Below are 22,334 nucleotides of genomic sequence, written 5' to 3'. Positions count from 1 at the left end.
GGCGCCTCTTTTTGCGTGCGTGCGATCCCGTTGACCGAAAAAAGTGGGCAATGGTACGATTTATTGGACTCTGGGCCAGGACAGGATGTGGATATCCTTTGGCAGACTACAGTCCCTTCGTGGAGGAAATTGAAAAGGCGCTGCGCCTTGTCGCCGCCACCGTGCGCCGCCGCGGCAGGGTTTTGCTCAAAGATTACGATCTCACGTCGCCCCAATTTGACGCACTCATCACGCTGTACAACGAGGGCGAGCTCACCATCGGTGAATTGTCGGCCAAGCTGTACCTCGCGTACAGCACCACGACAGATTTGGTGGACAGGCTTGAACGGGCTGGTTATGTGTCCCGCCAGCGCGACCTGATCGATCGCCGCGTGGTACGCGTGCAGCTGAGGGACAAGGGGACACAGGTCATTGAAGCGGTGCTCAGCGCACGGCGTGCTTACCTCGATTCCATCTTGAAACACGTCACCACCGAGCAGCGTCGCGCGATTCTACAGGCACTGGATCTTCTTTTGACGAATATGGGTAATTCGTGAACGTCGCGGGCCAGCTGGGCAAGTTGGGCAAGTTGGGTTTCGGCTTCTAGAGGAGTGGAGAGAATGGACTTCGCGCACCGCCCGATTGGCGTGTTCGATTCTGGCATCGGAGGACTCACCGTTTTTCACGCGATGAAGCGACGCCTGCCTCACGAGTCCGTGATTTATTTCGGCGATCGCGCCCGTTGCCCCTACGGAGACCGGGATCCCGAAGAGGTGGAGCGGTTCGCGCTCGAGATAGGCCACTATCTGGAACGTCTTGGTATCAAGCTTCTGGTGGTTGCGTGCAACACAGCGACGGCGGTCGCGCTTCCGCGTCTCCAAGAAGAACTTGGCATCGAGGTCGTGGGGGTCATTGAACCCGGCGCGTGGCAGGCGCTCGAAGCATCCAAATCTGGGCGGATTGGTGTAATTGGGACCTCCGTCACGGTATCGAGCCACGCGTACGCGCACGCACTGAGAGCTCTTCGACCCGATGTCTCTGCCATCGAGGTGGCTTGTCCTCTGTTTGTCCCGCTCGTCGAACAGGGCCACGTGGAAGGCGAAACGGTGGAGTCGGTAGTGCGCGAATCTCTTCAGCCGCTCCTTCAGGCGCATATCGACACGCTGGTACTCGGTTGTACGCATTATCCGCTGCTCATGCCAGTCATTCGCAGGGTGTTGGGCCCGTCCATTCGCGTGATTTCATCTGCGGACGCCACCGCGGAGAGGGTCGCGCGAGTGCTCGCCGAGCAGCAGCTTGAGGAGACCGGTTCCCATCGGGAGCCGGAGGTCTGCTTTCTTACCACTGGAGACACTGCAAGTCTTCGTCTGGCTCTGGCCACGTGGTTTGGCGAAACACCCGAAGAGCGCGCGGTCCGCCACGTGTCGCTGCCCATCCCGGTGGAGCCGATGAAACAGACTGCGCCTTGAGAGGGGGTTGAACATGCGCATCGTGATAGCCACGCAGAACCCGAACAAGGTTCGGGAGTTTGCCGAGATCCTCGGATCGTGCGCGGAACTCGTTCCGCTTCCTCCTAGCATGCCGAAAGCGCCGGAGACAGGCGAGACGTTCATGGAGAACGCCCGGCAGAAGGCCCTGTTCTACGCGTCGCGCGTCGGGGATCCCGTGCTCGCGGACGATTCAGGACTGGTGGTTCCAGCGCTCGGAGGCGCGCCTGGCGTCCGCTCGGCTCGCTATGCTGGCGCGGGTGCAGATGACCAACTGAACAACCAAAAGCTCGTTCAGGCGCTTCGTGACAAAGGGCTTCGGCAGGCCGAAGCATGGTTTGCCTGCGCGATCGTCGTGGCCCATCGAGATCGAGTGCTGGTTGAGGTGGAGTCAAAGGTTGACGGCTTGGTTCACGACGAGCCGCGGGGAGAACAGGGGTTTGGATACGATCCGCTGTTTTCACCGCAGGGGGAATCGCGCCGATTTGCGGAGATGTCCGCGAGGGAGAAGCATCTGTTCTCGCACAGGGCGCTCGCCGTGCGCGAACTGCAGACCCGTTGGCCAGCGCTGACGGCGAAAGCCGAACCAAAGGAATGAGTGGATTTCCGCGGAATGACGCTATCTTGATATCCCATGCCCGATCGACTAAACTATCGAAGGTGGTATGATATGCGGGTGTAGTTCAACGGTAGAACTCCAGCCTTCCAAGCTGGCGGCGGGGGTTCGACTCCCCTCACCCGCTCCACGTGTCTCAGTAGCTCAGGGGATAGAGCAGCGGTCTTCTAAACCGCGGGTCGGGGGTTCAAATCCCTCCTGAGACGCCACGCGGGCAAGCCAGGAGCACCCACCGGGGGTGCTCAATTCACAGATGGGCCTCGCACGCGGTTCAAGCGAGAGTGGTGACCGCGAACGCGCACGCACGCGGGTTCGTCGGATGGTTTGTGGGACACAGTTAGGAGGATCGGTTGAATGGCAGCAAAGTGGGAGAAGACTGGCGCAAATATGGGTGTGCTCGAAGTGGAGGTTGACAGCGAGCGATTTGCCCAGGCGCTGGATGAAGCTTTTAAACGCGTTGTGAAGCGCGTTGCAATTCCTGGTTTCCGGAAGGGGAAGGTTCCGCGCAAATTGTTCGAAAAGAGGTTCGGCGTGGAATCGCTGTACGAGGACGCGGTCAACATCCTCTTGCCGCAGGCCTATCAAGAAGCTGTTGTTGAGACGGGAATCGAGCCAGTGGATCAGCCGTCGGTAGATGTCGTCCAGGTGGAGAACGGGAAGCCGTTCATTTTTAAGGCGACTGTGACGGTGAAGCCTGAGGTTCAGCTCGGCGAGTACAAAGGTGTCGAAGTGGAGGACAAGGCTTTCGAGGTCACGGACCAAGATGTCGAACAGGAAATCCAAAACGTCCTGCGGAGTCACGCGCAGATCGAGACCGTCGAGGATGGCGCGGTTGAAACAGCCGATGTGGTCACCATCGACTTCGAGGGGACGGTCGATGGGGAGCCGTTCGAAGGCGGGGAGGCTGAAGGGTTCCGCCTCGAGATCGGCAGCGGAGCGCTCGTCGCGGGCTTCGAAGATCAGTTGATCGGTATGAAGCCTGGCGAAGAGCGTGAGATTGAGGTCACCTTTCCGGAAAACTACCACGTGAAATCCCTGCGCGGCAAGGCGGCGAAGTTCCGTGTCAAGTTGCACGAAATCCGTCGGCCTATGTTGCGCGAGTTGAACGACGAGTTTGTGCAGGAAATCAGCGAATTTCAGACGGTGGATGAATACAAGGCGGATCTCCGCAAGAAACTCGAAGAGCGGGCAAAACTTGAGCATGAGCGATATATTGAGAACGAGGTCGTGAAGAAGGCGGTTGAGGCCGCGACCATTGAAATTCCGCCGGTGATGATCGAACGGGAAATCGATCACCAAATCAGCCATTTCGCGCAGCAACTGCAGATGCAGCAGATTCCGCTCGATGCATACCTTGAGTTCACGGAGTTGACATTGGAGGAGTTGCGGGACCAATACCGGGAACTGGCGGAGCAAAACGTCCGCACCAGTCTCGTGCTGGAAGCCGTCGCAAATGCCGAGCAGGTCGAGGTCACGGACGAAGACGTCGAGCAGGAGATTGCACGCATGGCGGAGCAAACGGGGTTGGAGGCGGATCGGGTACGCCAACTCTTGAGTTTTCGGGATCCGGAGCTCGCGAGTCTGCGGGACGACTTGAAGACGCGCAAGACGGTGCGCCTGTTGGTGGATCACGCGAAGATTGTGCCGTCGACCGACAACTGATCGAGACGATTTCAAGACAAGACAAGGCCGCGGCCTTGTCTTGTCCTCTACATGGCCGCAGGGAGAGGGAGGCTGTTGCATGTATTATCCGATTCCGTACGTGGTCGAACAGACGAGCCGCGGTGAGCGGACGTACGATATCTATTCTCGGTTGCTGAAGGATCGGATCGTAATCTTAGGAACGCCCATCGACGATCAGGTGGCAAACGCCATCGTCGCACAGCTTCTGTTCCTGGCGGCCGACGATCCGGACAAGGATATCCAGATGTACATCAATAGCCCGGGTGGTTCTGTGACCGCGGGCATGGCCATATACGATACCATGCAACACATCCGTCCAGCTGTTTCCACGGTGTGTATCGGCATGGCTGCGAGTATGGGCGCGTTCCTGTTGGCGGCAGGTGAGAAGGGAAAGCGGTACGCGCTGCCGAATGCAGAAATTATGATTCACCAGCCTCTTGGCGGCGTCGAGGGCCAGGCTTCGGACATCAAAATCCACGCCGAATGGATTTTGAAGACAAAGGAGAAGCTGAATCGCCTGCTTTCCGAACGGACGGGGCAGCCGCTCGAGGTGATTGAGAGGGACACGGATCGCGATAACTTCATGTCCGCCGACGAGGCGAAAGGCTACGGCCTGATTGATGAAGTGTTGCATCCGCTGCATCCGGTTCGCTGAAGGTTGGCAATTCGGATGTCTTTGCCTTGTGCGGCCGGTGTGGTAACCTCGTAAGAGGAGGGGAACGAACCATGTTCAAGTTTAACGAGGAGAAGGGCCAACTGAAGTGCTCCTTCTGCGGCAAGACCCAGGAGCAGGTGCGGAAGTTGGTCGCTGGCCCCGGCGTATATATCTGTGATGAGTGCATTGAGCTGTGCAACGAGATTGTCGAGGAGCAGCTCGGTGAAGACGATGAGTTCGAGTTGAAGGACGTGCCGAAGCCGACCGAGATCAAGTCGGTTTTGGATCAATATGTGATTGGCCAGGAGCACGCAAAACGGGCGCTGTCCGTGGCGGTGTATAACCACTACAAGCGCATCAACGCGGGCTCTCAGAAGAACGACGACGTGGAGCTCTCGAAGAGCAACATCTTGCTCATCGGACCTACGGGTAGCGGCAAGACGTTGCTGGCTCAGACGTTGGCGCGGACGCTCAACGTCCCGTTTGCCATCGCCGATGCCACGTCGCTCACGGAAGCCGGCTACGTCGGCGAGGACGTGGAAAACATTTTGCTGAAGCTGATCCAAGCCGCTGACTACGACATCGAGAAGGCGGAGCGCGGGATCATTTATATCGACGAGATCGACAAGATTGCGCGCAAGTCGGAAAATCCGTCCATCACGCGCGACGTCTCCGGGGAAGGTGTGCAACAGGCACTGCTCAAGATCTTGGAGGGGACCATCGCGAGCGTGCCGCCGCAGGGCGGGAGGAAGCATCCGCACCAGGAGTTCATTCAGATCGACACGACGAACATCCTGTTCATTTGCGGAGGCGCATTTGACGGACTGGAAACCATCATCAAGCGCCGACTGGGCAGCAAGGTCATCGGCTTTGGCGCGGCGGGATCGACGTCAAGCGAGGCGAAGGACTCCGCGATTCTTCAGCATGTGCTGCCGGAGGATCTGCTGAAGTTCGGGTTGATTCCTGAATTCATCGGGCGTCTCCCGGTCATCGCGACGCTGGACGCCCTCGACGAAGAAGCCCTGAAGCGAATTTTGACCGAGCCCAAAAACGCCATCGTCAAGCAGTTCCAAAAACTGCTCGATATGGACAACGTCGTGCTCGAGTTTCATGAGGATGCGCTTGAGACGATCGCCAAAGAGGCCATCCGGCGCGGCACGGGCGCGCGTGGCTTGCGGGCTATCATCGAGTCCATCATGCTCGATGTGATGTACGAGTTGCCGTCAAGGGACGACGTGCAGAAGTGCATCATCACCAAAGCTGCTGTGCTGCGCGAGGGACCACCCATCGTTTTGCGCAAGGACGGGACTGTAATTCCGTTCCAGAGAGAAGAGACCGCCTGACGGCAGTTCCGGGCCAGCCTCCAGGGCTGGCCCTTCGTTTATCCCTCTTTCTGCAGGGCAATACTGCATAGCGCAGCAGGAAGAGGGAGGGATCCGGATGACCGCAAGTATTTTGGCAGCTGTACAACTGTTCTTCGCGCTCGTGATTGGCATGTATTTTTGGAATCTGCTTCGGACACAGAGTCAGAGCCGACACGCGATTGAGCGTGAGTCCAAAAAAGAGTTGGACAAGCTGCGCCGGATGCGCGCCATCTCGCTCACGGAGCCGCTGGCGGAGCGCACGAGGCCGCAGAGAATTGACGATATCATTGGACAACACGACGGGGTGCGCGCGCTTCGCGCCGCCTTGTGCGGACCGAATCCTCAGCACGTGATCATCTACGGGCCACCCGGCGTAGGTAAGACCGCGGCCGCGCGCCTGATTCTCGAAGAGGCGAAGCGAATGCCGGGATCGCCCTTCAAGCCGGACGCGAAGTTCATTGAGATGGACGCGACCACGGCGCGCTTCGATGAGCGCGGGATTGCGGATCCGCTGATTGGATCCGTGCACGATCCGATTTATCAGGGCGCGGGCGCCATGGGGATCGCAGGGATCCCTCAGCCGAAACAGGGCGCGGTCACCAAGGCTCACGGCGGTGTCCTGTTTATTGACGAGATCGGCGAACTCCACCCGATTCAGATGAACAAGCTGCTCAAGGTACTCGAGGATCGCAAAGTGTTTCTCGAGAGCGCTTACTACAGCAGCGATGATACGAATATTCCTGTGCACATTCATGACATCTTTCAGAACGGATTGCCCGCCGACTTTCGACTGGTCGGGGCGACGACGCGATCGCCAGAGGAGTTGCCGCCTGCCCTCCGTTCGCGCTGCGTGGAAATCTTTTTCCGCGCCCTCACGCGTGAGGAGATTCGTCAGGTGGCCGAAGGCGCGGCGGACAAACTCGGCATGCCGCTCGACGAAGGCCTGGCGGACACCGTCGCCGATTATGCCACCAACGGGCGCGACGCGGTCAACCTGGTGCAGATGGCGGGCAGCCTCGCGATGATCGAGAAGCGAGGGACCATTCGTCGTCAGGACATCGAATGGGTCGTGGAGTTCAGCCGCCTGACGCCTCGGCCTGACAGAAAGGTTGCCGACAAGCCGCAGGTGGGCGTGGTGAACGGCCTCGCGGTGTACGGACCTCAGCTTGGGATGCTGCTTGAAATTGAAGTCACGGCGACGCCCGCGCCGAATGGAGACGGTCGGTTGACCATCACAGGGCTCGTCGAGGAGGAGACGATCGGGGGGCGCGATCGGTCCATCCGGCGAAAGAGCATGGCCAAGTCCTCACTGGAAAACGTGCTCACGACACTGGAGCGCTTGTACGGCATCAAGGCCTCCGACTATCACTTGCACGTCAACTTTCCGGGGGGCGTACCGGTGGACGGGCCCAGTGCAGGCGTCGCCATGGCGGTGGCGATTTATTCGGCCATTCGAATGGAGCCTGTGCTGCATACCGTCGCTATGACGGGGGAACTCTCGATTTTGGGCTTGGTCCGACCGGTCGGCGGCGTGACGGCCAAAATGGCCGCCGCGGCGGAGGCTGGGGCAAAGGTGGTATTGATCCCGAAAGGCAACTGGCAGGAGTCGTTTCGTCATCGCGAGGACATCCAGGTTGTGCCCGTCGAACGGCTGGAAGACGTGTTGCGGCTCTCACTGGTTGGCGGGCTGAATGGCCACGGGGCGCGGCCCGATGTTTCGGCTGCGATGATTCAAAAGCCGCTCGCTCAGTGACGTCCCTGCGGTCGCCCATTCGACTTTGCCGGGGCGATTGGATACAATGAAGGGCATCGTCAGGGGAGAGAGTTCGGAGGTGGGGGGCATGGCGACCGAGGAGCATTCGGTGCCAGAGACCAAGGACGTTTATCCACTGTTGCCGCTCCGCGGACTGCTGGTGTTCCCCGGCATGGTTCTGCACTTCGACGTCGGGAGGCCAAAGTCCGTCCGCGCGCTTGAGCAGGCGGTGGCGAACGATCATCTCATCGTGTTGGCTTCCCAGGAGGACGGCCAGGTGGACGATCCGTCCGCAGACGATCTGTACGGGATTGGCACGCTCGCACGCGTGAAGCAGATGCTGAAGTTGCCAAATGGGACCATCCGCGTGCTGGTCGAGGGCTTGAAGCGAGCCGTCCTACGCGCGTTTGTCTCGGAAGACGACTTGTTCACTGTGCGGGTGGAGACCTACGATGAGCCAGAGGACGTGGTGGTGACGCCGGCCATCGAGGCGATGCGCCGTTCGGTGACCCAGCAGTTTGAACAGTACGTGCGCCTGTCCCGCAAGCTCGATCTCGACACGTACGCGACCGTCGTCGACATGTCTCACCCAGGTCAGTTTGCGGACGCCGTGGCATCGCACCTGCCGCTGAAGGTGCGCGAGAAGCAGGATATCCTCGAGGCGTTCGACATCGAGAAGCGCCTCGAGCGGCTTTTGCAGATCCTCTCGGATGAGCGGGAGGTCCTGGAACTTGAGCGCAAGATTCACCAGCGCGTTCGCAAGCAGATGGAACGGACGCAAAAGGAGTACTATCTGCGCGAGCAAATGAAGGCGATTCAGCGGGAGCTCGGCGACAAGGAGGGCCGCCAGGCCGAGGTCGACGAGCTGCGGGAGAAACTCGCCGCCAAGCGGATGCCGGACGACGTCCGGGATCGGGTGGAAAAGGAAATCGCCCGCTTGGAGCGCATCCCGCCCGCCTCGGCCGAGGGCACGGTGGTTCGCAACTACATCGACTGGTTGCTTGCGTTGCCTTGGCTGGAAGCGGCCAAATCCACAGCGGATATCGCCCGGGCGGAGCGCATCCTGAACGAAGAACACTACGGCCTCGACAAGGTCAAGGAGCGCATTTTGGAGTTTATCGCCGTGCAGGCGCTCACCGACAAGCAGGCCGGTCCTATCATTTGCCTCGCGGGTCCGCCTGGCGTGGGCAAGACCTCCCTCGCGCGGTCCATCGCGAAGTCGCTCAAGCGGCCGTTTGTGCGCGTATCGCTCGGTGGTGTCCGCGACGAAGCCGAAATCCGCGGTCATCGCCGGACCTACATCGGTTCCATGCCCGGGCGCATTCTTCAGGGCATGCGCCAGGCCGGCGTCGTCAATCCGGTGTTTTTGCTCGACGAGATCGACAAGATGGCCAGCGATTTTCGCGGCGATCCGGCCTCGGCCATGCTTGAAGTGCTCGATCCCGAGCAGAATCGTGCGTTTTCCGACCATTACATCGAGATCCCGTACGACCTGTCCAACGTGCTGTTCATTACAACGGCCAACAACGTGTACCAGATCCCTGCGCCGCTTCGGGACCGCATGGAGGTCATCCAGCTCTCGGGGTATACGGAGATCGAGAAGCTCCACATCGCCAGGGAGCACCTGCTGCCGAAGCAGCGGACGGCACACGCGCTCAAGGGAGATCGGATTCGCATCTCGGACGACGTGTTGCTGGAGGTCATCCGGCACTATACGCGCGAGGCGGGTGTGCGCCAGTTGGATCGGCAATTGGCGGCGGTCTGCCGGAAGGTGGCGCGCGCTGTCGCGGCGGGTGACGCGAAGCGCGTGACGGTGACGAGCGCGGTGCTCCAGTCGTATCTGGGGCCTCACAAGTACGAGTTCGGCGAGATGGAGACGGAAGACCAGGTGGGCGTGGTCGCGGGACTCGCGTGGACGGAGATGGGCGGGGATCTGCTGCTCGTGGAGGTCTCGATTGTTCCTGGTTCTGGGAAACTCGTCCTGACAGGTCAACTCGGCGATGTCATGAAGGAAAGCGCGCAGACGGCCTTATCGTACGTGCGTTCGTGCACCAGAGCCCTTCGCCTTCCGCCCGACTTCCATGAGAAGGTGGACATCCACATTCACGTTCCGGAGGGTGCCATTCCAAAGGATGGACCATCCGCCGGTATCACCATGGCCACGGCCCTCGTCTCTGCGCTGACCCATGTCAGAGTGCGGCACGACGTGGCGATGACCGGCGAAATCACGCTGCGCGGCCGGGTCCTGCCCATCGGTGGGCTGAAGGAGAAAAGCCTTGCGGCTCACCGCGCTGGGATCCGGACCATCGTGATTCCAAAGGGAAACGTGAAGGACCTCGACGAAGTGCCGGACTTGGTCAAGTCCGAGGTCGAGTTTGTTCCCGTCTCCCATATGGACGAGGTCTTGCGCCTGGCGCTGGTGGACAATCCGCTCGATCACGCCGGAGGTTCACTGGCCGACGAACCTTGGTGGGCCGATGTGTGGTCGGACAGCCGATTCGGAGGAGGCGAGGCGCACCAGTGATCATCCGCAGTGCCGAATTGGAGGCGGTGACCGTTCGCCCGGATCAGTGGCCGAAGGCGCTGCTCCCCGAATTCGCGTTTCTCGGCCGGAGCAACGTGGGGAAATCCACGTTGCTCAATCGGCTGTTGAATCGAAAGCAGCTCGCGCGCGTCTCTTCACAGCCAGGGAAGACGCGCCAGATCAACTTCTATCTCATCAACCGCTCGTTTCGGTTTGTCGACCTTCCAGGCTATGGCTACGCCGCGGTCAGCAAGCAAGAGCGGGAGCGGTTCGCGGTGATGATTGACCGGTATTTGAATCAGCGCGACTGCCTGCGCCGCATCTTTCATCTCATCGATATTCGGCACGAGCCCACCAAGGATGACGTCGCGGTTCACGAGGCCTTGCTCGAGTTGGGCGTGCCGGTGTCGGTGGTGGCGACCAAGGCGGATAAAATCGGAAAAAATCAGTTCCCAAAACACGTGAAGCTCATCCGGGAGGCGCTGCGGACGCCCGTCGATATCTGGCCGGTTTCCGCCGAGAAGCGGACAGGGCTCGAGGCGCTGTGGGCAGTGATGGAGGGCGATCTCGCCGAGTCGGGGGCGTCAGACGGCACGTTCCATGGGGGCGAGGAAATCTCTTCCCCGGGGGCAGACAAGCCGGAAATGGAGTCGTGACCCTGGATTGGCGATGTCGGAGGAATTCTGTTCAACGTTCAAGGGAGCGTCACACCCAATGGGCCGGAGCCCTTGGGCAGGCGCTCCCGCTGCTATATAATGTGATAGGACACGGGGGTGAGGTTCGTGAACATCTTTGTCGTGGGCCTGAGTCACAAAACGGCGCCCGTGGAACTGCGTGAGCGCGTGAGCCTTGGCGATACTGAGGTTCGTCACGTTTTGACGCAGCTCCGCGAGTCGCGGACCGTCTTGGAGGGTGTCGTGCTCTCCACCTGCAATCGCCTCGAAATTTACGGTCTCGGCCCCAGTGCACGGGCCGCAACCGACTTCGCTCTGTCCGCCGTCGCCAAGGTGACCGGTGTGAACCGAGATCTGCTCTGGCAGTACGCCTACGTCCGAGAAGGGGAAGACGCCGTCCGACACGGGATGCGGGTCGCCTGCGGGCTCGATTCGGTGGTGTTTGGCGAGACGCAGATCCTGGGCCAGATGCGCGATGCGTATCAGTTGGCGCTTGATGAGGATGCCACAGGTTCAGTATTCAACCGATTGTTTCGCGAAATCATTCATGTGGGCAAACGGGCGCAGACGGAGACGTCCATTGGGCGAGAGGCCGTTTCCGTGAGTTACGCGGCCGTTCAACTGGCGCGCAAGGTGCTGGGGGAACTTCGCGATCAACAGGTTGTCGTGATCGGCGCCGGTCACATGGCAGGACTTGCCGCGCGCCATTTTGCCGCACAACAGCCGAAGTCTCTCCTCATCCTCAATCGCACGCTGGAGAGGGCGCAGGCGCTCGCCGCCGAAGTTGGAGCTCAAGCGCGCCCCCTGGACGAGGACGAAGTCCGGCACGCCCTGATTCAGGCGGACGTGGTGCTGACCGCAATTGGCCGTGGGCACTACGTGGTGACCCAGGAAATGGTTGCGGACGCAATGGTGTCGCGCCGTGGTCGGCCGCTTGTCATCCTGGACATTGCTGTGCCGCGCGACGTGGATCCCGAGGTGTCGCGTTCGACATCGGTTTATCTCTACGACGTGGACGACCTCGAGGGCGTGGTCGCCGCGAATCTCGAGGAGCGGGCTCGCCAGGAGGCCGTGGTCCAGGCGATGATCGACGAGGGAGTGCGCGCCTTCTCTCACTGGTTGACCGAGCAGGAGGTGGTGCCGGTGATTGCCGCGCTTCATCAGCGCGGACAGGCCATCGAGCGCGAGGTCATGTCGAGCCTTGTGCGCAAACTGCCCCAGCTCAGCGAGCGAGATCAGAAAGTCATTCACAAGCACATGATGAGCATCGTTCATCAACTGCTGAGGGAACCGGTGAAAAACGTCAAGGAGTTGTCGCTGCAGTCGGGCGATCCAAGTTACGCGGAGACGCTCGCCGCGCTATTTGGCCTGGAATTTGAAACGGGCCACAACCGCGTTCGCGTCGAATGGGGACAGGGCTCTTCCTACGCGGCCGACGCTGCCCGGCGGCCGGCGCTCTCCTAGGGTGAGCGATGGCCATGGGGGCTTGGTATGTCCTGAGTATGGTTGCGTATGCGCTGGCGCTCGTGTGGTCGGGCTGGTCGTTTGCGCAGGCGCGGCCCTCATCTCCGCGCACCGGCTACGGGTTGTTTGTGGCGGCCTTCGCACTGGTTACGACGGTCTTTCTCGCGCGCCTCGCTTCCCTGCGTGAAGCGGCCGACTACTCTCGTGGCGATCTCGCCCTATTCATCGCGTGGCTCATGATCACCGTCACGGTGGCGATGGGCCGCGGTGCCGCTTCCAGCCCGGTGGCGCTCTTGCTGAACGCCGTGGGATTCGGCCTGGCGCTTCTGGCGGGAGGGCTGCAGGCAGGTTCCAATACGCCGTTTTTTCCCGCCTCGAGTCTCCTCGCGTTGCATGTGGCGCTGGCCGTGCTCGGCGACACAGCCTTCGCGTTCAGCTTTTCGTTTGCGCTGATGCATCTCGTCCTCGAATCGCGCCTTCGCCGGCGCCTGTTCGACCGCTGGTATCTGCACCTGCCTTCGCTCGCCACGCTCGACAGCCTGGCGCTGTTTGCGAGCGCGACGGGGGCAGGTTTGCTGTTTCTGGCCATGGTGACTGGACTCTGGTGGGGAGATAGGGTGCTTCACCAGTGGCTTCTGGCGTGGCCCAAGTTTATGGTGACTGCGTTTTGCCTCATGCTGTATGTCAGCTATCTGATCTGGCGCGTGCGGCGAAAAGCCTCGACGCGCGCCATGATGATGTTTCAGGTCATCTGTTTTGTCGTGGTGCTCTCCAACCTGTTGTTTGTCGGGGGAAGGCTGCCATGATCCAAGGGAGGATGGACGGTTGCGCACGTTACGAGTCGCAACGAGGCGGAGCGCGCTCGCGCTCACACAGACGAACCACGTGGTGGAGCTTTTGAAGCGGGTAGCGCGTGGCGTCGAGTTTGAACTCGTACCCATCCGGACGCGCGGCGACGAGATCGTGGACCGCGCGCTTTCAGAAGTCGGCGGCAAAGGGCTGTTTGTCGCGGACATCGAGCAAGCCATTGCCACGGGACAGGCCGATCTCGCGGTGCACAGCCTGAAGGACGTGCCGTTCGAACTGCGCGAGGGACTTACCATTGGGGCCGTGCCGCGCCGTGAAGACCCGAGGGATGCCCTCGTAAGTCGAGCGGGTCAAATGCTCGTCGAGCTTCCACCAGGCGCGCGCATCGGCACGAGCAGTTTGCGTCGGCAGGCGGCCATTCGGCGTCTCCGCCCAGATCTGCGCGTGGACACGCTGCGCGGCAACATCGACACGAGGCTTCGCCGCCTTGCGGAGGGGCAGTTCGATGCCATCGTTCTTGCTGTAAGCGGGTTGCATCGCCTGGGGTTGGACGACAAAATCACGGAGTACCTCCCTGTGCATCAGTTCGTGCCCGCCGTGGGCCAGGGTGCGCTGGCCGTCGAGTGCCGCGCAGACGATGACGAGGTGATGCGATACCTCGCCGCTATCTCGGATCCCGATACGACCCGCGCCGTGGAAGCAGAGCGCGCGTTCCTGTCGCGGGTCGAGGGCAGCTGCCAGGTGCCCATCGGCGCATACGCCGAGCGCGTGGGGCATCAGCTGCGGCTCACCGCATTTGTCGCCGATCCGTCGGGCACTCAGCACATCCAGGTCGAGCAGACGGGGGACCATCCGCGGGCGCTTGGCGTCGCGGTCGCCGACGAGGTGCTTCGCCAGGGCGCCGACGCTTGGCTCAAAGCTGGCCAAGGTGATTGAGATGCCGCGACCAGGCGTCCTCGTGACCCAAGCTGGCGATCGCGGCGCGCTGCTTACCTCGACGCTTTGCAGTCGCGGTTTTCACGCGGAACACGTGCCGCTCATCCACACGGTGGCGCGTGCGGAGGCCGCGTCGGAGTTCTCGGACGTGGCGCCGAGCGACGTCTGGGTGTTTACGTCGGCCGCGGCCGTTCGGGCCGTCGCATCGCACGCGCCGGCGGTGGCGCGGCTTCAGGCGGCGCCCGCCGCGTACGCACTCGGCGCCGGAACGTGGCAGGAGCTCATCGCTGTCGCGCCCCAAGCCGCTCAGTTTCCTGGCGTGCGGGGCGCTGGCGACTTCGCCAAGCGTCTCGTCGAAGCGTGTCCGCCGCCGGTCGGCTTTATCTTCCCGCGCGGGCGTCTGGCCCTCGAGGTGCTTCCGGAGGAACTCCGCCGCGTCGGGCGCCGCGTGGCCGAGTGGATTGTGTATGACACCATCCTCCGGCCAGAAGCGGCGAATCGGTTGGCGGAGCGCTCAGGCGACATCGTCATCCTGTTCAGCCCGTCCGCCGTGTCCGCCATCGCGGCGCATCCATCGAGCGGCAGCCTGTTCGCGCCCGGCCGCTTCGCGTGGCTGCCGTTCGGCGGCACCACCGCGAGCGCGCTCGATCGACTGGGCGTGCGTCATCTCGAGCCTCCGCCCGAGCCTTCGCACGAAGCGCTGATTCTCCATCTTGAGACTTTGTATCCTATGGGAGCGTGATCGACATGAGCCAATTTCGCCGCCACCGGCGCCTGCGCCGCACACCTTATCTGCGCGATCTCGTCCGGGAGCATCGCGTCCACGCGGACGATCTCGTCTATCCTGTGTTCGTCGAAGAAGGACTTGACGGGACCTCGCCCATCAACTCGATGCCCGGCGTCTCGCGCTACGGCTTGGACGCGCTGCGAAGGGAAATCGCGTCGCTGTCGGAACTCGGCCTGAAGTCGGTGATCCTCTTTGGCATCCCGCGCGAGAAGGACGAACTCTCCTCCTCTGCGTACCATGAGCACGGCGTGGTGCAGGAGGCCATTCGCGCCATCAAGGCTGAAAATCCGGATCTCGTGGTCATGACGGACGTGTGCCTGTGCGAGTACAATCCGTTGGGCCAATGCGGCCTCGTCCGGGACGGGAAAATTGTGAACGATCCGACGCTTGAACTGTTGGCCAAGACGGCCGTGTCGCACGCGCAGGCCGGTGCGGACATCGTCGCGCCCTCGGACATGATGGACGGCCGTGTCGCAGCCATCCGCGAGGCGCTCGATGCGGGAGGCTTCGAGGACGTCATTGTCCTGTCGTACGCGGTGAAATACGCGTCGTCGTTTTACGGTCCGTTCCGCGAGGCGGCGGACTCGGCGCCGCAGTTTGGCGATCGCAAGAGCTACCAGATGGACCCTGCCAACGGCCGCGAAGCGATGCGCGAGGCGAGATCGGACCTTGAAGAAGGAGCCGATATGCTGATGGTGAAACCGGCGCTCTCGTACATGGACGTCACGGCTCGCCTCCGCGCGGCGTTTGACGTGCCCATCGCGACCTACAATGTGAGCGGCGAGTACAGCATGGTCAAGGCGGCGGCGCAACACGGGTGGATCGACGAAAAGGCGGTCGTCATGGAAATGATGACGTCGTTCAAGCGCGCGGGCGCGGATCTGATTCTCACGTATCACGCGCCGGACGTGCTCCGCTGGCTGCGGGAAGAGGCGCGCTGAGGAGGGGTGGACATGGTCGGGGAGCGTTCCAAGCAAGCCTTTGAACGGGCAAAGCGGGTTCTCGTGGGGGGCGTCAATTCGCCCGTCCGGGCGTTCCGCGCGGTCGGCGGCACGCCGTATTTCGCCGATCGCGGCGAAGGGCCGTACTTGTACGACATCGACGGCCACCGCTATATCGACTATCTGATGAGTTGGGGACCGCTCATCTGGGGCCACGCGCACCCAGATATTGTCCGGGCGATTGCGGAAACGGCAGCGCGCGGGACGAGTTTTGGCGTGCCCACCGAGCTTGAGACCGAGATGGCGGAGGAGATTGTGGAGCTCGTCCCCTCGGTCGAGAAGGTGCGCATGGTTTCAAGCGGCACCGAGGCGACCATGAGCGCCATCCGCCTGGCCCGCGCCGCCACGGGGCGGACGGCCATTGTCAAGTGCATCGGCTGTTATCACGGGCACGCCGATTCGTTTCTTGTCAAGGCGGGATCGGGCGTGGCCGCCCTCGGCCTGCCGGACTCGCCCGGCGTCCCCCAGTCCGTCGCCGAGCGCACGCTGACGGTGCCCTACAACGATGCCGACGCCATGGAGAAGCTGTTTGCCGATCGCGGCGACGAGATCGCGGCCGTGATCCTGGAGCCTGTGGCAGGCAACATGGGGTGCGTGTTGCCGCTGCCGGGGTACCTGGAGGCCGTGCGCGAGATCACGCGCCGCTATGGATCCCTTCTCATCTTCGACGAAGTCATCACGGGCTTTCGCGTCGGCCTTGGCGGAGCGCAGGCGCGGTTCGGCGTGCTGCCGGATCTGACGACGTTCGGCAAGGTCATCGGCGCTGGTCTTCCTGTGGGCGCCTACGGCGGGCGCAAGGACCTCATGGCGCTCGTGGCGCCGGAGGGACCGGTGTACCAGGCCGGTACGCTCTCCGGAAACCCGCTCGCGATGGCGGCAGGCCTCACGTCGCTTCGCATGCTGAAGCGGGCGGCGACAGAAGGCGCGTACGATCGCCTCGAGTCGTATGGCCGCAGGCTTGTGGAGGCGTTCTGCCAGACCGCCTCGCATTGCGGCTTGCCCGCGACGGGCCATGCCATCGGCGGCATGTTTGGCCTGTTTTTCCACAGCGGACCCATCGTGGACTTCGAGACGGCAAAAGCCTGCGACCAAGCGCTCTACGCGGACTTCTTCCACGAGATGTTGGCGGAAGGTGTGGCGTTCGCGCCCGCGCAGTTGGAGAGCGGCTTTATGTCGATGGTGCACGGCGAGGCCGAGATCGAAAAGACCATCGAGGCCATGGAACGCGCCATTCCGCGCATCGCAGCTCGCAGGCGCTGAGTTGCGGGCCAGGCGACCGAGCCCTCTCGAACCGCGTCCTCATCGACATATCTCGCCTCCGCGGGACATAGATTGGTGGTGGAATCCTGCGGTTTGAGGAGGGGCTCGAATGTCCGAAGTTTCGCGCGAACTCTTGATTCGGCTGCCGGTCGATCAAGAAGTCTACGCCGAACAAGTCGCCTCCGGCGATGTGGTGCAAGATGCGACCGTCGCGACGGAGATCGTCGCGTTCGATCAGGACCGCGATACGTATCAGCTCGAGGGCGCGATTGTCTTTGCGGCCTACGTGCAGAAGGCATCGAGCGGCGATGTGGTGCATGTTCACCAGCGGCTTCCGTTCCTTTTGCGCGTGCCTTCGTCAGCGCAACAGGCCGGCGTGCTGAACGTCAAGAGCCGGCTCGCTGGCGTGCAGCTGGACGTGTCGGGCGAAGCGTGGCTCCATTTGGGTGGATGGCTCGAGGTGCACGGGCTGAACGGTTCCCAGGGATACTTGTTCCGGTGCGGCGCCCAGGAAGTCCAGGAGACGTTTCCGGCTGAGGAAATCGCGGGCCCCGCAGGCGACGTCGCTTTTCAGGCTGCCGACGTGGCGCCCGAGCCTGCGCTGCGCGCAGAAGCGCAAGAGGAGACAGGCGATCCTGGCGTCCCGGAAAAGCCCACGGTCGAAGTTGTGAGCGAGGCACGCGGCGGGGCTCAGGCCGCAGACGGGTCCGCCGAGAGCGCGGGGGAAGTTCCGCCATCCGCGCAGCACCATCTCGCCGAGTTTGATCGCTTCTTCCCCCAGACGGGGCCTGCTGACGTGGAGAACCTTGGTGCGGAGCTGGACGGCGTGGATGGATCGGACGTCGTATCCGCGCCTGCGGCCCAGACACCTGTCGCATCCTTTGAGTTCGTGTATCAGGTGGACGATGCAATGGTGGACGATGCAGTGGTGGACGATGCAGTGGTGGACGATGCAGTGGTGGACGATGCAGTGGTGGACGCCGCGAGCGATTCGCGGGTTGAAGATTCCACCCCGGAGCAGCGCGTTGAGGCTCCGTTCGATCAGGCAGTGGATGCGCAGGCTGATGCGCAAGGGCCAAGCGAGGCGCCACAGTCGCTGGCGGCTGATCAGACACCAAAGGTGTCGTTCTTCGCGTCGACTCGAGAGGAGGCGGTCGAGGCGACTTCTTCGCAGGAAGCCGACCGAGACGCGCTCCCCTCGGAGGTCATCCCGGAGCCTATGCTCGACGATCTGGAGCGGCACGAGGGCGAGGCGCCAAAGCCGCAGGACAAGAAGCTGTGGTCGTTCGTCGATTTCAACGCGCCGGAGCCTCGCCATACGCTGCGCTTCGTCATCGTGCTGGAACATGAGTCCCTGGAGACGGTGGCCGAGCGTTGCGGCTGTTTGCCGAGCGAACTCGAGCGAGCCAACCCGTGGTTGCAGGGGCAGCCGGAGCCAGGCATGGCGCTATTGGTTCCCGAGCGACGCGCGATGATTCAGAAAGTTGTACAGCTCAATTGAGCAAAGTGCCCTACCTGTGAGAAGGAACGGGCGGGAATCGTGGCTGAAGTCGCGGTTCCCGCGTTTTTTGTGCGATCTCGACAGTCATGGGGCGCCGATGAACATGAGGAAAAAGACGAGAAACAAGAGCATGAGGATCAGGAGATCGAGCGCGCTTGGCCAGAAAATGGCCCTGAAAAACAAAAGCAAAATCGCGAGTGCGAGCAGCAGCTTCACGAAGCGGAGCAAGTTTTGGAACAATCCCACGGAGTCGACCTCCTCACTGAGCCGATACATGTATATGCGGCCCGTGGACGGAGTGGTCTTCGAGTATGCAGAAGCCGCCCGATTTGATAACATAGGGTCGTCCACATTCGCGGCACGTCTGGAGGAAGTCGGTTGGAGTCGACAGCGAACGCTTGGAAAACGGGCGTGTGGCGCGGTTGGTACTGGCGGTTCGACCTGTTGACGGTCGCCGCGGTCGCAGCGCTGGAGTGCGTCGTGTACTACGCGTCCGGAGGCAAGTACTCGTTTTTCTTCTCGGCGGAGCTCGGCACGCTCATCGCCGTGATCGCGGTGGTGCAGCGTGCCAAGGAGAAGCGGAGCCTGAACGGCCTGGTTGTGGCCGCCGTGAGCTATTTGCTGGGCTTTTTGTTTCAGTACACGCTCGGCTACGCGGAGACGCGCACGATTATCGCGCACGGAGAGGAACGCGCTTTTCTCTTGCAGAACGCGATGACCTTTGCCATCGCCCTCGTCTTCGCCTGGGTGTACGGCTGGAGCACGGACTGGTCGGAACGGCGCAGAGCGCAATTGGCGTCCGAGCGAGCCCAGAAAGAGTCGGATACGCGGGCGGGAGGGGACGAGCGGCCACGTGTGCGCATTCACCGGAAGAAAAAGCGCCGTGGGCGCGGCCGGCGGCCGAAATCTTGACAACGGATTCCGAGGTTGCGTACTATACGTACCAGATCCCATACGCCAAGGCGAAGAAGGGAAGGAGTAGGGCGTCGCCGGTTGTCCAGAGAGGGCGGGCAGAGTGCTGAAACCGCGCCCCTTCCGGCCGCTTGAAGGTCGTCCCGGAGCCGTACCGGTCATCCCGTTATCGATGTTCGAGTGCCCCGGGCGGTTTGGCGCGGGGAATTCAGGTGGTATCGCGGAGCCCTCCGTCCTGAAGGACTGGGGGCTCTTTTTCATGAGACGAGGAGGATTCACATGAGCGAACGAACGCTCTCCACGGTGTATGATCCCAAATCCGTCGAATCGCGTATTTACGAAGTGTGGGAGCGCGGCGGCCACTTCGCGCCTCGCCAAGGCACCCGGGGGACCTTTTCGATTGTCATGCCTCCGCCGAACGTGACAGGCGTTCTCCATCTCGGCCATGCGCTCGACACGACGCTCCAGGACATCGCCACGCGTTTCCGCCGCATGCAGGGCTACGAGACCCTTTGGGTGCCCGGCACGGATCACGCCGGGATCGCCACCCAGGCGCGCGTGGAGCAGGCGCTGCGCGAGCAAGAAGGGAAGTCGCGTTACGATCTGGGGCGAGAGGCGTTCGTGGAGCGGGTCTGGGCGTGGAAGGAGCAGTACGGCGGTACCATCACGAGCCAGATCCGGTCGCTCGGCGCCTCGTGCGACTGGTCACGCGAGCGGTTCACGATGGATCCAGGGCTGTCGCGCGCCGTTCGCGAGGTGTTTGTGCGGTTGTATGAGGAAGGTCTCATCTATCGCGGCAACCGCATCATCAACTGGTGCCCTCGCTGTCGCACCGCGCTCTCCGACATCGAGGTGGAGCACATTGAGGAGCCAGGAGTCCTGTATCACGTCCGTTATCCGCTCGAGGATGGCTCGGGCCATCTCGTCATCGCCACCACTCGCCCTGAGACCATGTTTGCGGACGTGGCCGTCGCCGTGCATCCGGATGACGAGCGCTACGCTTCGTTCGTCGGCAAGACCATTCGGCTTCCGCTGGCGAATCGGTCCATTCCCGTCATCGCGGACAGCTACGTCGAGCGAGATTTCGGCACCGGTTGCCTCAAGATCACGCCCGCGCACGACCCGAACGATTTCGAGGTCGGCGAGCGGCATGGGCTGCCGGCGCTCGTCTGCCTGGATCAGGATGGTCGCCTGACCGATCTCGCCGGTCGATTCGCAGGTCTCTCGCGCGAAGAGGCTCGCGAACGGGTGGTCGAGGCTCTGCGCGAAGAGGGCTACCTCGTCCAGGACGAACCGCTCGATCACGCCGTGGGTCACTGCGAGCGCTGCGGCACAGTCGTCGAGCCTTATCTGTCGGAGCAGTGGTTCGTCCGCATGGAGCCGCTCGCGCGAGACGCCTTCGAGCGCGCGCGCCGAGGAGAGCTCCGGTTCCTGCCGGACCGATTCATGAAGGTGTTCGAACAATGGCTCACGAACGTGCGCGACTGGTGCATCTCCCGCCAGCTGTGGTGGGGCCACCGAATCCCGGCTTGGTACTGCGCGTCGTGCGGGCAGGTGTCCGTGTCCAGAGACGATCTCGACCATTGCCTCCACTGCGGATCGGCGGACGTGTCGCAGGACGAGGACGTGCTTGACACCTGGTTCTCCTCTGCGCTCTGGCCGTTTTCGACCATGGGATGGCCCGAGCATACGCCCGATCTGGCGCGCTTCTACCCGACGAGCCTGCTCGTCACAGGCTATGACATCCTGTTCTTCTGGGTGGCGCGCATGGCCTTCATGGGCGTGCACTTCACGGGCCAGATGCCGTTTCAAACGGTGCTTTTGCACGGCCTGCTGCGGGACGCGAAGGGCCAGAAGATGTCGAAGTCGAAGGGCAATGGCATCGATCCGATGGACGTGATCGACAAGTACGGCGCGGACGCGCTCCGCTTCATGTTGGCGTCCAACACCGTCCTCGGCAACGATCTTCGCTTTTCGTGGGAGAAGGTCGAGGGCGCCCGGAACTTCCTGAACAAGCTGTGGAACGCCGCGCGATTCGTGCTGATGAATCTCGAAGACGGCTTCTCCCCGTTGCCGCTCGACGCCCAGTCGCTCGATCTCGCCGATCGCTTCATCCTGCACCGCCTGGCCGACACAATCCGCCGGGTGACTTCGGCGCTTGAGGCCTACGACGTGGGCGAAGCGGCGCGCGCGGTTTACGAGTTCACGTGGGACGAGTTCTGCGACTGGTACATCGAATTCGCGAAAATCAATTTGTACGGCGATAGCGCGGACAAGAAGCGACAGACCCAATCGGTTCTGATCACCGTCCTGTCGCGCGTGTTGATGCTTCTTCACCCGTACATCCCGTTCATCACGGAGGAGATCTGGCAGGCGCTGCCGAACACTACAGGTAGGTTGATCGACGCCGCGTGGCCAGAGGCGGCGGATCTGCCGCAGGACCAGGCAGCCGTGGAGCAGATGCGCGTGGCGATGGACGTCATTCGCGCGGTGCGAAACGTGCGCTCGGAGCTTCAGATTCCGCCGAAGACCTCGGTCCCCATCGTCATTGCGTGCGATTCGGAACGCGTTCGGGGCGTGGTGGACCAGGTCACGGAGATGATTTCCCGCTTCTGCAACGCGGAGCGCGTGGAAGTGGGGGCCGGGATCGACGCGCCCAAGCAGGCCGCGGTCCAGGTGGTCACCGGGGCGAAGATCTACATCCCGCTCGCAGGTCTCATCGATATGGACGCGGAGCTTGAGCGGTTGAAGAAGGAAGCGGGTCGCCTCAAGGGCGAGGTCGAACGCTTGGAGAAAAAGCTCGCGAATGAGAACTTCGTGCAACGCGCGCCGCAGGAGGTCGTCGCCCAGGAGCGGGAGAAGCTCGCAGATTACCGGGCAAAGTTGTTGACGGTCGAGGAACGCATGGCGTCGCTTGAGGGTTAAAGGGCG

General features: G+C 62.1%; 19 protein-coding genes and 2 tRNA genes. 20 read left to right on the top strand and 1 reads right to left on the bottom strand.

Annotated features, from left to right (window positions below):
• Window positions 1-98 precede the first annotated feature (98 nt).
• The 18 genes from AMA01_RS05115 to AMA01_RS05030 all read left to right on the top strand — a co-directional run bounded on the left by AMA01_RS05115 (window position 99) and on the right by AMA01_RS05030 (window position 18,491).
• On the top strand, window positions 99-536 hold the full coding sequence (locus AMA01_RS05115) for a MarR family winged helix-turn-helix transcriptional regulator (RefSeq protein WP_067848319.1): 438 nt from the start codon (window positions 99-101) through the stop codon (window positions 534-536).
• Window positions 537-599: 63 nt separating this feature from the next.
• Complete coding sequence (gene murI / locus AMA01_RS05110; RefSeq protein ID WP_067848316.1) at window positions 600-1,448, top strand: glutamate racemase; 849 nt, start codon at window positions 600-602, stop codon at window positions 1,446-1,448.
• A 13-nt stretch (window positions 1,449-1,461) separates the two neighbouring features.
• Window positions 1,462-2,064 (top strand): RdgB/HAM1 family non-canonical purine NTP pyrophosphatase, encoded by a 603-nt coding sequence (gene rdgB / locus AMA01_RS05105; RefSeq protein ID WP_067848313.1) that lies wholly within the window; start codon window positions 1,462-1,464, stop codon window positions 2,062-2,064.
• Window positions 2,065-2,138: 74 nt separating this feature from the next.
• Window positions 2,139-2,212 (top strand) — tRNA-Gly (locus tag AMA01_RS05100).
• A 3-nt stretch (window positions 2,213-2,215) separates the two neighbouring features.
• Window positions 2,216-2,291 (top strand) — tRNA-Arg (locus tag AMA01_RS05095).
• 145 nt (window positions 2,292-2,436) lie between these two features.
• Complete coding sequence (gene tig, locus AMA01_RS05090; protein WP_067848310.1) at window positions 2,437-3,744, top strand: trigger factor; 1,308 nt, start codon at window positions 2,437-2,439, stop codon at window positions 3,742-3,744.
• A 79-nt stretch (window positions 3,745-3,823) separates the two neighbouring features.
• The gene (gene clpP / locus AMA01_RS05085; protein ID WP_067848307.1) at window positions 3,824-4,420 is read left to right on the top strand and encodes an ATP-dependent Clp endopeptidase proteolytic subunit ClpP; all 597 of its coding nucleotides are present in this window, start codon (window positions 3,824-3,826) and stop codon (window positions 4,418-4,420) included.
• Window positions 4,421-4,491: 71 nt separating this feature from the next.
• Window positions 4,492-5,763: an ATP-dependent protease ATP-binding subunit ClpX gene (gene clpX, locus AMA01_RS05080; RefSeq protein ID WP_067848304.1), complete on the top strand. Its 1,272-nt coding sequence runs from the start codon at window positions 4,492-4,494 to the stop codon at window positions 5,761-5,763.
• Between the two features lie 97 nt (window positions 5,764-5,860).
• Window positions 5,861-7,537, top strand: a complete 1,677-nt coding sequence (gene lonB, locus AMA01_RS05075) for an ATP-dependent protease LonB (RefSeq protein WP_067848301.1) — start codon at window positions 5,861-5,863, stop codon at window positions 7,535-7,537.
• 88 nt (window positions 7,538-7,625) lie between these two features.
• Window positions 7,626-10,061, top strand: coding sequence for an endopeptidase La (lon, locus tag AMA01_RS05070; protein WP_067848298.1), 2,436 nt, complete (start codon window positions 7,626-7,628; stop codon window positions 10,059-10,061).
• Entirely contained in the window at window positions 10,058-10,717 is a 660-nt protein-coding gene (yihA, locus tag AMA01_RS05065) for a ribosome biogenesis GTP-binding protein YihA/YsxC (protein WP_082743977.1), read from the top strand. Before lon ends, yihA begins: the two co-directional genes overlap by 4 nt.
• A gap of 126 nt (window positions 10,718-10,843) precedes the next feature.
• The gene (gene hemA / locus AMA01_RS05060) at window positions 10,844-12,199 is read left to right on the top strand and encodes a glutamyl-tRNA reductase (RefSeq protein ID WP_067848295.1); all 1,356 of its coding nucleotides are present in this window, start codon (window positions 10,844-10,846) and stop codon (window positions 12,197-12,199) included.
• Between the two features lie 14 nt (window positions 12,200-12,213).
• On the top strand, window positions 12,214-13,005 hold the full coding sequence (gene ccsA / locus AMA01_RS05055) for a cytochrome c biogenesis protein CcsA (protein WP_230088272.1): 792 nt from the start codon (window positions 12,214-12,216) through the stop codon (window positions 13,003-13,005).
• 19 nt (window positions 13,006-13,024) lie between these two features.
• Window positions 13,025-13,942, top strand: a complete 918-nt coding sequence (gene hemC / locus AMA01_RS05050) for a hydroxymethylbilane synthase (RefSeq protein ID WP_067848289.1) — start codon at window positions 13,025-13,027, stop codon at window positions 13,940-13,942.
• Window position 13,943: 1 nt separating this feature from the next.
• Window positions 13,944-14,684 (top strand): uroporphyrinogen-III synthase, encoded by a 741-nt coding sequence (locus AMA01_RS05045; RefSeq protein ID WP_067848286.1) that lies wholly within the window; start codon window positions 13,944-13,946, stop codon window positions 14,682-14,684.
• A 5-nt stretch (window positions 14,685-14,689) separates the two neighbouring features.
• The gene (gene hemB / locus AMA01_RS05040; RefSeq protein ID WP_082743986.1) at window positions 14,690-15,670 is read left to right on the top strand and encodes a porphobilinogen synthase; all 981 of its coding nucleotides are present in this window, start codon (window positions 14,690-14,692) and stop codon (window positions 15,668-15,670) included.
• A 12-nt stretch (window positions 15,671-15,682) separates the two neighbouring features.
• On the top strand, window positions 15,683-16,990 hold the full coding sequence (gene hemL, locus AMA01_RS05035; RefSeq protein WP_067848283.1) for a glutamate-1-semialdehyde 2,1-aminomutase: 1,308 nt from the start codon (window positions 15,683-15,685) through the stop codon (window positions 16,988-16,990).
• Between the two features lie 109 nt (window positions 16,991-17,099).
• A complete protein-coding gene (locus tag AMA01_RS05030) occupies window positions 17,100-18,491 on the top strand; it encodes a hypothetical protein (RefSeq protein ID WP_067848280.1) in 1,392 nt (463 codons plus the stop codon).
• Window positions 18,492-18,575: 84 nt separating this feature from the next.
• Here the strand turns inward: AMA01_RS05030 and AMA01_RS13895 are convergent, their stop codons facing one another.
• Window positions 18,576-18,737 (bottom strand): hypothetical protein, encoded by a 162-nt coding sequence (locus tag AMA01_RS13895; protein WP_169793483.1) that lies wholly within the window; start codon window positions 18,735-18,737, stop codon window positions 18,576-18,578.
• A gap of 132 nt (window positions 18,738-18,869) precedes the next feature.
• Between AMA01_RS13895 and AMA01_RS05025 the strand changes: the two genes are divergently transcribed.
• Window positions 18,870-19,403: a hypothetical protein gene (locus AMA01_RS05025; RefSeq protein WP_067848277.1), complete on the top strand. Its 534-nt coding sequence runs from the start codon at window positions 18,870-18,872 to the stop codon at window positions 19,401-19,403.
• Between the two features lie 279 nt (window positions 19,404-19,682).
• Window positions 19,683-22,328: a valine--tRNA ligase gene (locus tag AMA01_RS05020; RefSeq protein WP_067848274.1), complete on the top strand. Its 2,646-nt coding sequence runs from the start codon at window positions 19,683-19,685 to the stop codon at window positions 22,326-22,328.
• Window positions 22,329-22,334 lie beyond the last annotated feature (6 nt).

Origin of the sequence: Alicyclobacillus mali NBRC 102425, assembly GCF_001570745.1 — a bacterium.
GTDB classification, from domain to species: Bacteria; Bacillota; Bacilli; order Alicyclobacillales; family Alicyclobacillaceae; genus Alicyclobacillus; species Alicyclobacillus mali.
Note: the sequence above shows the minus strand (reverse complement) of the source record. Positions and strands in the feature narration are given on the sequence as shown.

What these genes read in the sequence shown, in the direction of transcription:
- murI (WP_067848316.1), top strand. Translation starts at nt 600, where the DNA reads ATGGACTTCGCGCACCGCCCGATTGGCGTGTTCGATTCTGGCATCGGA.
- rdgB (WP_067848313.1), top strand. Translation starts at nt 1,462, where the DNA reads ATGCGCATCGTGATAGCCACGCAGAACCCGAACAAGGTTCGGGAGTTT.
- tig (WP_067848310.1), top strand. Translation starts at nt 2,437, where the DNA reads ATGGCAGCAAAGTGGGAGAAGACTGGCGCAAATATGGGTGTGCTCGAA.
- clpP (WP_067848307.1), top strand. Translation starts at nt 3,824, where the DNA reads ATGTATTATCCGATTCCGTACGTGGTCGAACAGACGAGCCGCGGTGAG.
- clpX (WP_067848304.1), top strand. Translation starts at nt 4,492, where the DNA reads ATGTTCAAGTTTAACGAGGAGAAGGGCCAACTGAAGTGCTCCTTCTGC.
- lonB (WP_067848301.1), top strand. Translation starts at nt 5,861, where the DNA reads ATGACCGCAAGTATTTTGGCAGCTGTACAACTGTTCTTCGCGCTCGTG.
- lon (WP_067848298.1), top strand. Translation starts at nt 7,626, where the DNA reads ATGGCGACCGAGGAGCATTCGGTGCCAGAGACCAAGGACGTTTATCCA.
- ccsA (WP_230088272.1), top strand. Translation starts at nt 12,214, where the DNA reads ATGGGGGCTTGGTATGTCCTGAGTATGGTTGCGTATGCGCTGGCGCTC.
- AMA01_RS05045 (WP_067848286.1), top strand. Translation starts at nt 13,944, where the DNA reads ATGCCGCGACCAGGCGTCCTCGTGACCCAAGCTGGCGATCGCGGCGCG.
- hemB (WP_082743986.1), top strand. Translation starts at nt 14,690, where the DNA reads ATGAGCCAATTTCGCCGCCACCGGCGCCTGCGCCGCACACCTTATCTG.
- hemL (WP_067848283.1), top strand. Translation starts at nt 15,683, where the DNA reads ATGGTCGGGGAGCGTTCCAAGCAAGCCTTTGAACGGGCAAAGCGGGTT.
- AMA01_RS05030 (WP_067848280.1), top strand. Translation starts at nt 17,100, where the DNA reads ATGTCCGAAGTTTCGCGCGAACTCTTGATTCGGCTGCCGGTCGATCAA.
- AMA01_RS05020 (WP_067848274.1), top strand. Translation starts at nt 19,683, where the DNA reads ATGAGCGAACGAACGCTCTCCACGGTGTATGATCCCAAATCCGTCGAA.